The sequence below is a fragment of the Clostridium ganghwense genome (assembly GCF_026735165.1).
In the GTDB taxonomy this organism is placed as follows: Bacteria; Bacillota; Clostridia; order Clostridiales; family Clostridiaceae; genus Clostridium_H; species Clostridium_H ganghwense.
Genome location: NZ_JAPQES010000001.1, coordinates 1 through 13,895, shown reverse-complemented (window position 1 = coordinate 13,895; position 13,895 = coordinate 1). Strand labels below are relative to the sequence as shown.

General features: G+C 27.9%; 13 protein-coding genes and 1 rRNA gene. 13 read left to right on the top strand and 1 reads right to left on the bottom strand.

Annotated features, from left to right (window positions below):
• Window positions 1-105: 105 nt before the first annotated feature.
• Window positions 106-1,062: a hypothetical protein gene (locus OXH55_RS00070; RefSeq protein ID WP_268047365.1), complete on the bottom strand. Its 957-nt coding sequence runs from the start codon at window positions 1,060-1,062 to the stop codon at window positions 106-108.
• 243 nt (window positions 1,063-1,305) lie between these two features.
• On the opposite strand from OXH55_RS00070, the gene OXH55_RS00065 reads away from it, so the two are divergent.
• From OXH55_RS00065 to OXH55_RS00005, 13 genes are all read left to right on the top strand, one after another.
• On the top strand, window positions 1,306-2,568 hold the full coding sequence (locus OXH55_RS00065) for a nucleoside-triphosphatase (protein ID WP_268047364.1): 1,263 nt from the start codon (window positions 1,306-1,308) through the stop codon (window positions 2,566-2,568).
• Between the two features lie 381 nt (window positions 2,569-2,949).
• Entirely contained in the window at window positions 2,950-3,144 is a 195-nt protein-coding gene (locus OXH55_RS00060; RefSeq protein WP_268047363.1) for an aspartyl-phosphate phosphatase Spo0E family protein, read from the top strand.
• A 256-nt stretch (window positions 3,145-3,400) separates the two neighbouring features.
• Complete coding sequence (gene rbsK, locus OXH55_RS00055; protein WP_268047362.1) at window positions 3,401-4,330, top strand: ribokinase; 930 nt, start codon at window positions 3,401-3,403, stop codon at window positions 4,328-4,330.
• Window positions 4,331-4,333: 3 nt separating this feature from the next.
• The gene (gene rbsD, locus OXH55_RS00050; RefSeq protein ID WP_268047361.1) at window positions 4,334-4,729 is read left to right on the top strand and encodes a D-ribose pyranase; all 396 of its coding nucleotides are present in this window, start codon (window positions 4,334-4,336) and stop codon (window positions 4,727-4,729) included.
• Between the two features lie 11 nt (window positions 4,730-4,740).
• Window positions 4,741-6,249 carry a sugar ABC transporter ATP-binding protein gene (locus tag OXH55_RS00045; RefSeq protein WP_268047360.1) on the top strand — a complete coding sequence of 503 codons (1,509 nt, stop codon included), beginning with the start codon at window positions 4,741-4,743 and terminating at the stop codon, window positions 6,247-6,249.
• A 27-nt stretch (window positions 6,250-6,276) separates the two neighbouring features.
• Window positions 6,277-7,206: a ribose ABC transporter permease gene (gene rbsC, locus OXH55_RS00040; RefSeq protein WP_268047359.1), complete on the top strand. Its 930-nt coding sequence runs from the start codon at window positions 6,277-6,279 to the stop codon at window positions 7,204-7,206.
• A 32-nt stretch (window positions 7,207-7,238) separates the two neighbouring features.
• Complete coding sequence (gene rbsB / locus OXH55_RS00035; protein WP_268047358.1) at window positions 7,239-8,168, top strand: ribose ABC transporter substrate-binding protein RbsB; 930 nt, start codon at window positions 7,239-7,241, stop codon at window positions 8,166-8,168.
• A gap of 156 nt (window positions 8,169-8,324) precedes the next feature.
• Window positions 8,325-9,320: a LacI family DNA-binding transcriptional regulator gene (locus OXH55_RS00030; RefSeq protein WP_268047357.1), complete on the top strand. Its 996-nt coding sequence runs from the start codon at window positions 8,325-8,327 to the stop codon at window positions 9,318-9,320.
• A 184-nt stretch (window positions 9,321-9,504) separates the two neighbouring features.
• Window positions 9,505-10,374 carry a cation diffusion facilitator family transporter gene (locus OXH55_RS00025; RefSeq protein WP_268047356.1) on the top strand — a complete coding sequence of 290 codons (870 nt, stop codon included), beginning with the start codon at window positions 9,505-9,507 and terminating at the stop codon, window positions 10,372-10,374.
• Between the two features lie 123 nt (window positions 10,375-10,497).
• On the top strand, window positions 10,498-11,658 hold the full coding sequence (locus tag OXH55_RS00020) for a transglutaminase domain-containing protein (protein ID WP_268047355.1): 1,161 nt from the start codon (window positions 10,498-10,500) through the stop codon (window positions 11,656-11,658).
• 102 nt (window positions 11,659-11,760) lie between these two features.
• Window positions 11,761-12,615, top strand: a complete 855-nt coding sequence (locus OXH55_RS00015) for an undecaprenyl-diphosphate phosphatase (RefSeq protein WP_268048992.1) — start codon at window positions 11,761-11,763, stop codon at window positions 12,613-12,615.
• A gap of 158 nt (window positions 12,616-12,773) precedes the next feature.
• On the top strand, window positions 12,774-13,217 hold the full coding sequence (locus OXH55_RS00010) for a hypothetical protein (protein ID WP_268047354.1): 444 nt from the start codon (window positions 12,774-12,776) through the stop codon (window positions 13,215-13,217).
• Window positions 13,218-13,582: 365 nt separating this feature from the next.
• Window positions 13,583-13,895 (top strand): 16S ribosomal RNA (locus OXH55_RS00005); the annotation flags it as partial.

The window sequence follows — 13,895 nt, the reverse complement described above, 5'->3', positions numbered from 1 at the left end:
TCTTTTGATACTTATATTATATAACATATAAATACAAATTTCAATAAAAATCCCATAAAAAATATAAAAACAATGAAAATTCACATAAGAAATGTCGAATTATATTTATGAATTAATTATTCCGAGGGAGGTTTGTACAAAAGATATTCCTTCTTTATCGATAATCATAATTATTCGAGCGTTAATATCTTCTTTTTCAATTTTACTACAGTCTTTAATTATAGATAATAATTTTTCAACACTACTTACTGTTTTAGATAATATAGTGGCATCAACTATTGAAGGTGGAATATGAGTTGAATTTGTTAATATATTTTTATTGTTATTATTAGCTTTATGTATTACGCCTATTACCAAAGAAAGCTTGTCTTCATTTAAGAATATTTCTTCTTTAATATAATTTATTTTATTTCTCAACTTGTCTATGTTTATAGTATCTCCTGGATTAATTGTATCAACTAATATTTTTTTATCTCCTGATTTTGCAAGATAATCAAAAGTAAATCTATCATATTCATAATTTGTATAAAAATTATATTCACCTATACCTTGTTCTATTTTAAATTTATTTATTTTAGTTTCGCTAATATTGGGAAAAAAATAATGTGTGTTTAATAGTGAATAAATATTTTGTATAATATCTTCCTTGGTCAAATTATATTTCACATCTATTTTTTTTAACTCTGACTGTAATTGTTTATATTTTTGTTTAGGAAAAGCGTAACTAAATATAGTATCCGTAGAAAGTAAATCAAAGCTTTGGATACATGGAAGTAATTTTTCACAAATAGCTATTAATTGTAAATCTATTTGATTTATGTTAGAGTCTTTAATATATTTCATTTTTTCTAGTTCCATTACAAAGTGAATATGTTGAGGTGAATATCCATCAATGATTAAGTTGATACCTTTTCTTAAAAATTTAAGTTCTATAGGGTCTATCTCTATTTCTCTTAGTATCTCTTTAAGACCAAGCATTTCTTTTAGTTTTATGTAGTTTAGTGCTTTTATTACTACATTAGCTAGTTTAAATTTCCTAGAGTCAAATGAAAGTAAATTCATATATACCACTCCTCGTATTGATATAAAATTAACATACTATTTCATATTAAGAATATTACACCCAATTTACAAAAATGTAAATGCTATCCATAAAAATATGTTTAAGGCAGAGTAAACAAGATTTATATTTTTATATATGATTTATTGATGAAAAGTATATTTAAAATAAATAAAAATATATTTATTAAGAGTAATCTTAAACTTTAAAAAATATTAAATAAAGTAAACCATGGGGGTACTATTATGAAAAATATATTTTTAACAGGGGAACCCGGTATAGGAAAAACAACCTTATTAAAAAACATTTTAGAAAGTTTAGATACTTCTATAGGAGGTTTTATAAATGAGGTTAAATACAATAAACAAATTAAACAATGGCATATACAATCTCTGCAGGACGGTAAGAAAGAGAAGATTACTGATTGTTTTGATAATGTAAAAAACTACAATGATGTGATTAATAAAACATGTACAGGAATATTATATAATAGCTATAAAACTAGAAAGGTTATTGTTATTGATAAACTTGGAATTTTGGAATCTAAAGTTAATATTTTCAAAACTTTAGTTAATAGAATACTAGATTCAGATAAAGTAGTTTTAGGTGTTATAGATAAAAATAAAGATGAATTTTTAGAGGAGATTAGAAATAGAGAAGACTTAATTTTAATAGAAGTTACTAAGAGAAATAGAGATATTTTAAGAGATAAAATTATTTCTAAGTTAAAGGAATGGGGAGTTAAACATAAGCCTTTGCAATTTTTTAAAGAAGAAAAAGAATTCATTAAATGGTACGATAGCTTTTTACAGTATAATAACAATATATATCATCAGATAATTCTTGATGATATATATAAAAATGTTATAAATTTTGCAAATTTAAAAATATTAGATATAGGAACGGGTGTAGGAAATTTGCCTATAGCTTTTGCAAAGAAAGGAGCTAAAGTTACAGCCGTTGATAATTCTTTCTTTAAGATTCAAGAATTAAAGAGAAGATCTTTAGAAGAAGGGGAAAAAGGAATAAAATGTTTGTTATCCAATTGGCTGGATTTAGACTATGAAAAATACGATATAAGCATATGTTCATATGCTTCATCAGCTATATACAGTAAGGAAGCTTTAAAAAAAATATTTGATTGTAGTAATAAATATATTTACATAATAAATTATTCTGATAGCATATGTAGAAATTTTAAGATGGATGTTTTAAATGATAAGTTGGGAAGAAAGCAAAAGGAATTAAAGCATTCACAGAAAGAGATATTAGCTTTAATAGAAGAAATGGGATATAAATATACTTGTAAAAGGGTTAGTTGTGATTTTAATCAATATTTTTCAGATACGTTTAAAGCAAAAAGATTATTTTATGATTATTTTGATATAAGAAATGAAAAAGAAGCTAAAGTTGTAAATAAAATATTATTTGAAAGTTTAGAAAAACATAACTATGGTTTGAGATTTAGAGATAAAAGAGAAAGTATAATTATTACAATATCAAAATAAATATAGCAAAGACATACATAATTTGTATGTCTTTATTCTATATATAAATTTTTGTTATAGCATCAATATCTCTTTTGTAAATTAATTTTTTATGACTCAATCCATCGAGATAAGAATTAATTATCATATAAAAAGTGTGTTTATGAATAGAGCTAAGTTGAGTATACATGGAGGAAAAATATTTTCACAAATTGGCTATAGACAACAATAAAAATAAATTAAATATGTAAGAATGATTATAGAAAATGCTAAAGAAATGTGTTGAAAAATATTGGAAAATATGGTATAAATATAATGAAAAAATAAGTTTGATATATAAGTGCTATGTAACGATGTAATATTATAGTGGAGATATATGGAGAATAGGAAGGAGTAATAGTTATGGTATTACACAAATATATTGGAGGAAAAGTTGAAAATAGAGTTGGAAAAGAAATAGGAAAAATAAAAAAAAGGATTAATAATTTAGTGTTAAATGAAAATAAAAATATTATAGATGCGGAAGTAGTAAACCTTAGCCAAAAGTTAGATGATCTATTAATATATTATATAAGAACTAGTAAAGAAGCTTGTTAGAGAATAAGAGGAAAAACAATATATGATATATATTTAAAATCTAAACATATATAATCTATGTGTTTAGATTTTTTTCATGTTAAAAATTAAAATATTATTTTTGTATAATTTTGTGGAATTTTCACAGCTTAATATTAAAAGGTTGTAAATAAATTGTTAAAAAAATATTTATTATTGACATAATTCTAAAAATATTGTACTATCTAGTTAACCGATTAAGTAAACCGATTAACTAAGGGTTAAAGGAGGTAATTAAGTGAATGATATTTGTGTATTAGGCAGTATGAATATGGATATTGTGCTTAAAGTAAATAGAATGCCTAAGGTTGGAGAAACTATACTTGCTGAAGGCTTAGATAATATACCCGGGGGTAAAGGAGCAAACCAAGCAGTAGCTTGTTCTAGACTTGGTGGAAACGTATACATGATTTCTAAGGTTGGAATAGATGGAAATGGGGAAGTTTTAATTAAAGAACTTGTAAAGGATAACATAAATGTAGATTTTATATTTAAAGATAAAATTCATCCTACAGGTACAGCAATAATTACAGTTGATGATGAAGCAAATAACTCAATTATTGTTGCATCAGGAGCAAATATGTGTATAAACAAATCAGAGATTATAAAAGCTGCAGAGGTTATAAAAAAAAGTGATATAATTATTTCTCAATTTGAGACACCTATAGAATCAACTGTAGAAGCTTTTAAAATTGCTAAAGATAAAGGGAAAATCACAATTTTAAATCCAGCACCTGCAAAAGATATTGATGAAGAACTTTTGAAATATACAGATATAATAATTCCGAATGAAACTGAAGCTTATGAACTTACTGGTGTAGAAGTTAAAACTTTAGAAGATGCTAAGAAGGCAGCAGAAAGACTCTTTCAAAAAGGAGTGAATTTTGTAATTATAACTCTTGGATCAAAAGGCGCTGCTATAGTTACTAAAGAAAATGCTGAGGTTATTCCAGCTCATAAAATTGATGCAGTAGATACAACAGCAGCTGGAGATAGCTTTATAGGTGCATTTGCAAGTAAATTAGATATAAGGGAACTTAGTTTCAATAATATCAAACAAGCAATTAAATTCGGAAATAAAGTTTCAGCTATTGCTGTTCAAAGGGAAGGAGCTCAACCTTCTATTCCTTGTTTAGAAGAAATAATAGAAATATATGGGGAGGAATAAAAAATGAAAAAAACACCTTTGTTAAATAGCAGTATATCAGAAGTTATATCAAAAATGGGACATAATGATACTATAGCAATTGGGGATTGTGGGCTACCAATACCAGATGAAACTAGAAGAATAGATTTAGCTCTTATTAAAGGAATTCCAACTTTCAATGATACTTTAAAAGCTGTTTTGTTAGAGCAAGAGATAGAAGAAATCATAATTGCAAGAGAAACAGAAAAAGTTAGTCCAGAGATATTTGAAATAATTAAAAAGGAAGTTGGAAATGTAAAAATAACATTAATATCACATGAAGAACTTAAGGAAGAATTAAAAAATTGTAAAGCAGTTATAAGAACAGGAGAGCAAACTCCTTATGCAAATGTAATTTTAAAGTCAGGAGTTGTATTTTAAGGAGGGGTAAGATGAAAAAAAATAATCCTATACTTGAAATGACGGATATTACAAAGTCTTTTCCAGGTGTAAAAGCTTTAGATGGTGTAAATATTAAAGCTTATGGTGGTGAGGTGTTAGCTTTACTTGGAGAAAATGGAGCTGGAAAATCTACACTTATGAAAATACTAAGTGGAGTATATAAAAAGAATTCAGGGAAAATTATTATAGAAGGAGAGGATGTAGAACCTAACAACATAAAAGAAGCTGAAAAGCTAGGTGTTGCTATAATACATCAGGAATTAAGTGTACTTCCAAATCTAACAGTAGAAGAAAATATATTTTTAGGAAATGAAAAATATAATAAGTATTCTAGAAAAGTGGATAAAAAATTACTTAAAGAGAGAAGTAAAAGATTTTTAGAGCAGATAGGATGTAGAGTTGAACCAGATACTTTGGTAAGAGATATAAATGTAGGGGAACAACAATTAATTGAAATTGCAAAGGCGTTAACTAAAAATTCAAGAATAATAATAATGGATGAACCTACTACGGCTCTTACTGAAGTAGAGACAAAAAAATTATTTGAAGTTATAGAAAAACTTAAAGAAAAAGGAATTGCAATTATTTATATATCACATAGAATGGAAGAAATTTTTACAATATGTGATAGAGTTACAGTTTTAAGAGATGGTAAATATGTAGGGGAAGCTAAAATTAAAGATGTAACTAAGGATGAGCTGATTACTATGATGGTAGGAAGAAAGTTAGAAGAACAATTTCCATATAAGAAAGCTAAAGTAGGAAAAACTTTATTAAAGGTTGAAAATTTGAAGTATAAAAATAAAGTAAATGATATCAGTTTTGAAATTAGAAGTGGAGAAATATTAGGTGTAGCAGGTCTTATGGGATCAGGTAGAACTGAACTGGCAAAAACTATATTTGGTGAACATAAAAAAGAAGCTGGTGAAATTTTCATTGAAGGTGAAAATGTTAAAATATCTTCACCTAAGGATGCCATAAAAAACGGAGTATGTTATCTTTCGGAAGATAGAAAAAGAGAAGGTATAGTTCTTGGAATGTCTGTTGGACATAATATGAGTCTTTCAAATTTATCTAAATATGAAAATTCAATGAAAAAAATAGACAAAACTAAAGAAAAAGAAGATATTGATGAATATATTAAAAAATTGTCTGTAAAAACCCCAAGTGCAGATCAGCTAATAAAAAATCTTAGTGGAGGAAACCAACAAAAGGCAATACTTGCAAAATGGATTATGTTATCTCCAAAGGTATTAATTATTGATGAACCTACAAAAGGTATAGATGTAGGTGCCAAAAAGGAAATTTATGAAGTATTAAATGAATTAAAGGAAATGGGAAAAGCTATTATAATGATATCTTCAGATATGCCTGAAGTACTAGGAATAAGCGATAGAATAATGGTTATGCATGAAGGAAAAGTTACAGGAGAAGTTACTCGTGAAGAAGCAAATCAAGAACTTATAATGAAATACGCGGTGGCAACTGATATAAACTAATTAATAAAAATACAAAGGAGAAATTATATGGAAAATACTTTGAAAAAGAATTTGATGAAATACAAATCACTTTTTGGTTTATTAATACTATGTGTTATTGTATCAATTATTTCACCAAGATTTTTAAGTATATCTAATATAAAGAATGTACTTACACAAGTTTCTGTAAATACAATTATTGCAATAGGTATGACATTTGTAATTTTGACAGGTGGTATTGATTTATCTGTTGGCTCAAGTTTGGCTATAAGTGGTGCCGTTGCTGCTACTGTAGTTAAAGCAACTGGCAATGTATTTTTAGCAATTATTGTAGCTGTGATTATTGGGGCTATAGTTGGTGTGATAAATGGAATTTTTGTTTCAAAAGGTAAAATTCAAGCTTTTATAGTAACTCTTGCTACTATGACTATATTTAGAGGAGTTACTCAAGTATATACTAATGGTACTCCAGTTTCGGGACTTGGTAAAAGTTTTGGTGTAATAGGAAATAAGTCGTTTATAGGACTTCCTATACCTGTAGTTATCACTTTAGTTGTATTTTTCATAGCTTATTATATTTTAAGTCAAACAAGATATGGTAGATATGTATATGCATTAGGTGGAAATGAAGATTCTGCAAGACTTTCAGGGATTAACACAGATAAAATAAAGACTATAGTATATGTTATATCAGGTATAACGGCAGCTTTAAGTGGAATAATAGTTACCAGTAGGATAGGTTCAGCTTCAGCTACAGCTGGTGCAGGTTATGAATTAGATGCAATTGCTGCAGTTGTGCTTGGAGGAACTAGCTTGGCAGGAGGAGAAGGAAGTGTTGTAGGAACAATAATAGGTGCACTCATTATTGGAGTACTAAATAATGGACTTAATCTTATGAATGTATCACCTTATTATCAATTAATAGTTAAAGGACTAGTAATCTTATTAGCTGTTATGATTGATAAAAAAAATAAATAATAAAAAACAGAAGCTAAAAAGGAGGAATTCAAATGAAAAGAAGAAGTAAGTCAATACTAGGGATTCTTACAATGATTTTTCTAATTGCAGGTCTTGTAGGGTGTGGACCAAAAACGGAAACTGATGAAGGTGCTGCAAAAGGTGACAAAATAGGGATGGTATTATCTACACTTAATAACCCTTTCTTTGTTTCAATGAAAGAAGGTGCCGAAACAAAAGCTAAAGAATTAGGTTATGAATTAATAGTATTAGATTCTCAAGATGACTCTGCTAAAGAAAGAGCAAATGTAGAAGATTTGGTTCAAAAAGGAATTAAAGTTTTAATAATCAACCCAACAGATAGTGATGCAGTTGCAAATTCAATTCAAGTTGCTAATGATGCAAAAATACCTGTTATAACTGTAGATAGACAATCAAATGGTGGGGAAGTAATATCTCATATAGCTTCCGATAATGTTAAAGGTGGAGAAATGTCTGCAAATTATATTCTTGAACAATTAAAAGATAAAAAAGAAATTAAGATAGTTGAGCTTCAAGGACGTCCAGGAGCTTCAGCTACAAGAGAAAGAGGAGAAGGTTTCCATAAAGTTGTAGATGGAAAAGACAATGTTAAGGTAGTTGCTAGTCAAGCAGCAGATTTTGATAGAACAAAAGGTTTAACTGTAATGGAAAATATTGTTCAGGCACAACCAGAATTTGATGCAGTATTTGCACATAATGATGAGATGGCACTTGGTGCAGTAAAAGCATTAAAAACTGCTAACAAATCAGTAATTGTTGTAGGGTTTGATGGAAATCAAGATGCTAAAGATGCTATAGAAAAAGGGGATATGTCTGCTACAATAGCACAACAACCAGAATTAATGGGAAGTACTGCTATAGAAAATGGAGTAAAGGTTGCTAAAGGCGAGACTGTAGAGAAAACTATTCCTGTTGAACTTGAGCTTGTTGTTAAAAAGTAAAATCTATAATAGTGAGTTTTAGAAAACGTCGATATTTTCGACGTTTTCTATATATACAAGATAAATACTATAAATATATAATATGTTTTATATATTTATAGTATTTGATATAATTAAATAATATCAGTACATAGATTATGGAGGAATTATACATATATGAACAAAGTTACAATGAAAGATATAGCTAACTTAGCTGGAGTATCAAAAGCTACTGTGTCTATGGTTTTAAATAATAAAAATATAAGTGTAAGTGAAAGTACAAGAAATAAAATACTAAAAATAGCTGAAGAATTAAATTATATTCCAAATGGTGTAGCAAGAAGTTTAAGTACAAAAAAATCTCAAACTATTGGAATCATTCTTCCTGATATTATTAATCCTTTTTTTTCAGAGATAGCAAGAGCTATAGAAGATACTGCAAACAAATTAGATTATAATGTAATATTTTGTAATACTGACAGCAATTCTAAAAAGGAAGAAAAATATATTAAATTACTTATAAGCAAATTGGTTGATGGAGTTATTTTTATAACAGGTGGAGGAGAAAACAAAAGTTTAGAAATACTAAAGAGTAATAATGTTCCTTTTGTTTTAGTTGATAGAGATATAGACAATAAGGAAAAATACTGTGGAGTGTACTGTTTAAATGAAGAAGGGGTAAAAGAGGCAGTAGAATATCTATTAAAAAAGAAAAAGAAAAAAATAGTTTTTGTAACAGGTAAGAAAGAATTAAGAATATCAAAGCAGAGGGTTAAAGGATATAAAAGTATTATGGTTAAAAATAATATATACGATGAAAAGCTAATTTTTGAAGGCGATTTTACCATTGAAGGTGGAATGAAAGTTACAGAAGAAATTATTCAAGCTAATAAAGATGTTGAAGCTATTTTCTATAGTAATGATATAATGGCTTTTGGTGGAATAAAAGTACTTATTAGAAAAGGGTATAGAATTCCAGAGGACATAAGTATTATAGGATTTGACAATATTAATATATCCAACTTTATCGAACCAGAGCTAACAACAGTAGCCCAACCTATATATGATATGGGAAAACAATCTTGTGAAGCTTTAATAGAGATAATTGACGGTAAACCATCTAATAAACAAATATATTTTAAGCCTAAATTGATGATAAGAGGAACTGCTTAATGAGATTTTGAGATGTTAATAAAAAGTAATTAATTACTTGATTAATTACTTTTTATTAACAATTATCATTATCAATTGATAATGAAGTTTATTGAAAAAAAGTTGTTACAAATACTATATACAGTGCATATAATATATAGTGTATATTATATAAAGTATTATCAATTAAAAATGAGGTGTAACAATGAATTCTGTAGAACGGTTGAAGATAGGGAACAGAATATCAAAATTAACAATTGTTCTGAATTTCTTACTAGCAGCTATAAAAATTATAGCTGGGGTATTTGGAAGGAGTAGTGCTGTAATATCAGATGGGATTCATTCCTTATCGGATGTTATGAGTACATTTTGTGTTATTCTTGGATTAAAGCTATCTCAAAAACCTGAAGATATAGACCATCCTTATGGACATGAAAAATTTGAACCTATTATTACTAAAGTTCTAGCTTTTATTTTAGGAACTACAGCAATGTTAATTGGATATAATGCTGTGAAAATAATTTTGTTGGGTCAATATAATATACCTGGTAAAATTGCTATTTACGCAGCTGTTTTATCTATAATCACTAAAGAGTGGATGTACAGATATACAATAAAAGGAGCAAAAATAATAGAGAGTTCTGCACTGACGGCAGATGCATGGCATCATAGATCAGATGCTTTTTCATCTATTGGTACTTTGGTTGGAGTTCTTGGTGCACGAATAGGATATCCTGTTTTAGACTCTGTAGCATCCATAGTTATATGTATAATAATCCTGAAAGTAGCTGTAGATATATATATTAAAGCTGCAAATCAATTGATGGATCATTCAGCAGATAAAGGTACTATTGAAACTATTACGAAAGATATTACAGAAATAGATGGAGTGATTAAAATAGATGATCTTAAGACACGAATACATGCTAGTAGATTATATGTAGATGTAGAAATTTCAGTATCTAAAGAATTATCTTTAACACAAGCACATGATATAGCAGAAAATGTTCATTTTAAAATAGAAAATAATAATACAAGAGTAAAACATTGTATGGTACATGTAAATCCATATTAATTTTTGTGTTAAATACTACGATAATAAAATCGTGGTATTTTATTTTTAAGAAAATTATAGCTTTTATAGTTTGCTGATATAATATACCATAGAGTTAAAAACATATAGATAAGGGTGGTAGACATGAGGAGAAAAAAGAGTACAGTTATTTTGATATGGGCATTAATTGCTATAGGATTTATAGTAGGAATGAAGATAAAAACTTCAAAAGATGATAGCGGACTTAAAATTGTAAAATGGAATAATCTTTATGAAGGCAAAAATATACATTTTTATTATGGAAGTTCTGATAAGGCTATTTCAAATAGTTTGAAAGAAAACTATCAATTAGAAAAAGTAGTTGGAGAAGAAAAAGATGATTTTGAGAAAATTCTTAAGTTATTAAAATGGACTAATGAGAAACTTAATTATAAAGATGATGTTAAACCTTTGAGTGGAGAAAATGGAGCTATAGATATATTGGAGAAAATTGAAAAGGATAAGAAAAAAAAATATTATTCAGATACTGAATATACAACTATATTCAATGAGAGTTGTATAGCTTTAGGAATTACGTCTAGAATAGGGGAGTTGGTAACTGCAGATGATACAAAAATTAAAGAAAAAGAAAGTTTTAAAGTTTGTGAAATTTGGAGCGTTAAATATAAAAAATGGATGATGGTAGATCCAGCCAATGGATGTTATTTAACTTATAAAGGATTGCCTATGAGTGTCACAGAAATTATAGAAAAAGGCATTGATAGTTTGACAGCAGTAGGAATAGAAAACTCAGATAAGTATAAAAAAAATATGAAAAAATATTTTTATTCATATATTATTCCTATTGATAATAATATATATGGAATAAAGAATAGTAATTCATATATTGGATATATAAGCAAAGACAATGAAGCTAAAATTCCAATTAAGATAAGTATAAAGCATCCTGTTATTTTTACAAATAGTAATTACTTATTTGTGTTATCACCAAATAATAAATATGTTGAAAAGAAAGAGGACAAAATACCTACTTTAATATTCTCTAAAAAAAAATCAAAAGAAAATCTAAAAATAAATAATAAAGAAAATAATAAAGAAAATAATAAAGAAATTCAATTTTGGGGTGGAGTATTTAAAGATAGTGTAATGGTTGAAAATTATTACATAAGTATAAATAATGAACCTTTTAGACAAGTTAATAATTATTTTGAGTTTCCTATAAAAGATGGAATGAATACTGTGAAACTATCTGTTGATGGTAAAAATATGGTTAGAGAGGTAGTTTTCGAATTAAAAGAAAAATAATAAAAAAATATATATAATTAAGTGGACAAGAACAGGTATAAAAGAGTATAATTTTAAATGTGTTTTAAATTGCTTAATATATAAGGAAGTGAGAGTGGATAGATTGTGACTAATTTAATATTTATACTTAAAGCAATTATTATAGGTATAGTTGAAGGAATTACTGAGTTTTTACCAGTATCATCAACAGGACATATGATTATTGTAGGACACCTCATAGGATTTAATGAGGGGGGCGGGCCAGCAGCAATATATTCTAAAGCCTATTTAAATATGTTTGAAGTAGTTATTCAACTAGGAGCTATTTTAGCGATAGTAGTTCTATATTGGAATAAAATAAAAGGTTCTTTTGAAAATTTTTCACCTTCAAAACCAAAATCGGGTTTTAAGTTTTGGTTTAATATTTTTGTTGCATGCATTCCAGCAGGAATATTAGGAATACTATTTAAAGATAAAATTGAGGCAAAGTTATTTTATCCACTACCAGTATCAATTGCTTTATTAGTAGGAGCGTTTTGGATGCTTTATGCCGAAAAAAAATATAGACGTAAATTTACCACAAGAACTATAGATGATATAACTGTAAAGCAGGCGATTATTGTAGGGATTTTTCAATGTTTAGCTTTATGGCCTGGAATGTCAAGATCTGCTTCAACTATAATCGGAGGTTGGATATGCGGATTATCAACTGTAGCAGCCGCTGAATTTTCTTTCTTTTTAGCACTACCGGTAATGGTAGGTGCATCTGCACTATCTATATTGAAGCACACTGTAGCTTTAAATATTCCACAGGTTATTGCACTTACAGTTGGATTTGTAGTGTCATTTATTGTGGCACTTATAGTAGTAGATAAATTTATAACATTTTTAAAGAAAAAGCCAATGAGGGTTTTTGCTATTTATAGAGTACTTATTGGTATAATAATGTTAGGGTTGATTTTTACACAGGTTATTTAATCGATACATAATAAAATAAAAGCATATATATAAAGCTGTTGAATTTTCTTCAGCTTTTTTATTATTTTTTGAGAAGTTGGAAATAATAAAGTTATAAAAGAAATTTTGGCGTAAATGTGTATACATCTAGAAAATATTGTATAAAAGGAGTAGATTCTATGGATTGGAGTGTAAAAGTTCAAAAGATAATTGATAAGGACAAATGGACCAAAAATTCTATTACTATGAGTAGAGTTCAATGTGGCAAACTCGTTGAAGAAAATGATAAACTTATGTTGTTTATAGTATCAGACATATTAGATAAGCCATTTTATACTAGAGTAGAAAGGGTATTAGTTGCAGATAACCAAATAATAGCTTTTTATGATGGAGAATATGGAAGTTTGTTAGAAGAAAATGAATACAATAAGTTTTCAGCATTTTTTAAAAAGGAAGAATGGGATATTTTATTTGGAGGAAATACTATAGATAGACTTGATAAAATGAATATGATATCTGAAGAAGAAGGGTTTTATATTGAAGCTCATGAAACTATGGAATCTTTTTTAGGAAGATATGATAAAAATGCAACTGAACAAATATGTACACATTATAAATTGTAAATGAAAAAAGTGAGAAGAATAAAGTTTCTTTTCACTTTTTAATATATAATTAGCAATAAACATTGCCAGGAGTATCAATATAAGCAATTCAGAGAAAAATAAAAAAAAATCAAAAAATATAGATGTAATTTGTAGAAATAAAACATTTGATGTAGAATTTATATAATAAATTTGCTAAAATAACATCTGTCGTCACGAGGACAGGACGACTTGCTTGAAATGTTAACATTAAAAAAGTGTTGACAAGAAAGAAAATGTGATATAAAATTACAAATGTCGTCGAAAGATGACGAGTTGGTCTTTGAAAATTAAACAGAAGTAAGGAAACACAGTCAGTCAATAAATTTGAGTAAAGATTAAACTTTTAAATTGAGAGTTTGATCCTGGCTCAGGACGAACGCTGGCGGCGTGCCTAACACATGCAAGTCGAGCGATGAAGCTTCCTTCGGGAAGTGGATTAGCGGCGGACGGGTGAGTAACACGTGGGCAACCTGCCTCAAAGTGGGGAATAGCCCTCCGAAAGGAGGAGTAATACCGCATAATATGAAGGAATCGCATGGTTCTTTCATTAAAGATTTATCGCTTTGAGATGGGCCCGCGGCGCATTAGCTAGTTGGTAAGGTAATGGCTTACCAAGGCGACGATGCGTAGCCGACCTGAGAGGGTGATCGGCCACAT

Excerpts from the sequence above, each read along its gene's own strand:
- rbsC (WP_268047359.1), top strand. The coding sequence starts at position 6,277 with ATGGAAAATACTTTGAAAAAGAATTTGATGAAATACAAATCACTTTTT.
- rbsD (WP_268047361.1), top strand. The coding sequence starts at position 4,334 with ATGAAAAAAACACCTTTGTTAAATAGCAGTATATCAGAAGTTATATCA.
- OXH55_RS00025 (WP_268047356.1), top strand. The coding sequence starts at position 9,505 with ATGAATTCTGTAGAACGGTTGAAGATAGGGAACAGAATATCAAAATTA.
- rbsB (WP_268047358.1), top strand. The coding sequence starts at position 7,239 with ATGAAAAGAAGAAGTAAGTCAATACTAGGGATTCTTACAATGATTTTT.
- OXH55_RS00070 (WP_268047365.1), bottom strand. The coding sequence starts at position 1,062 with ATGAATTTACTTTCATTTGACTCTAGGAAATTTAAACTAGCTAATGTA.
- OXH55_RS00010 (WP_268047354.1), top strand. The coding sequence starts at position 12,774 with ATGGATTGGAGTGTAAAAGTTCAAAAGATAATTGATAAGGACAAATGG.
- OXH55_RS00060 (WP_268047363.1), top strand. The coding sequence starts at position 2,950 with ATGGTATTACACAAATATATTGGAGGAAAAGTTGAAAATAGAGTTGGA.
- OXH55_RS00045 (WP_268047360.1), top strand. The coding sequence starts at position 4,741 with ATGAAAAAAAATAATCCTATACTTGAAATGACGGATATTACAAAGTCT.
- OXH55_RS00030 (WP_268047357.1), top strand. The coding sequence starts at position 8,325 with ATGAACAAAGTTACAATGAAAGATATAGCTAACTTAGCTGGAGTATCA.
- OXH55_RS00020 (WP_268047355.1), top strand. The coding sequence starts at position 10,498 with ATGAGGAGAAAAAAGAGTACAGTTATTTTGATATGGGCATTAATTGCT.
- OXH55_RS00065 (WP_268047364.1), top strand. The coding sequence starts at position 1,306 with ATGAAAAATATATTTTTAACAGGGGAACCCGGTATAGGAAAAACAACC.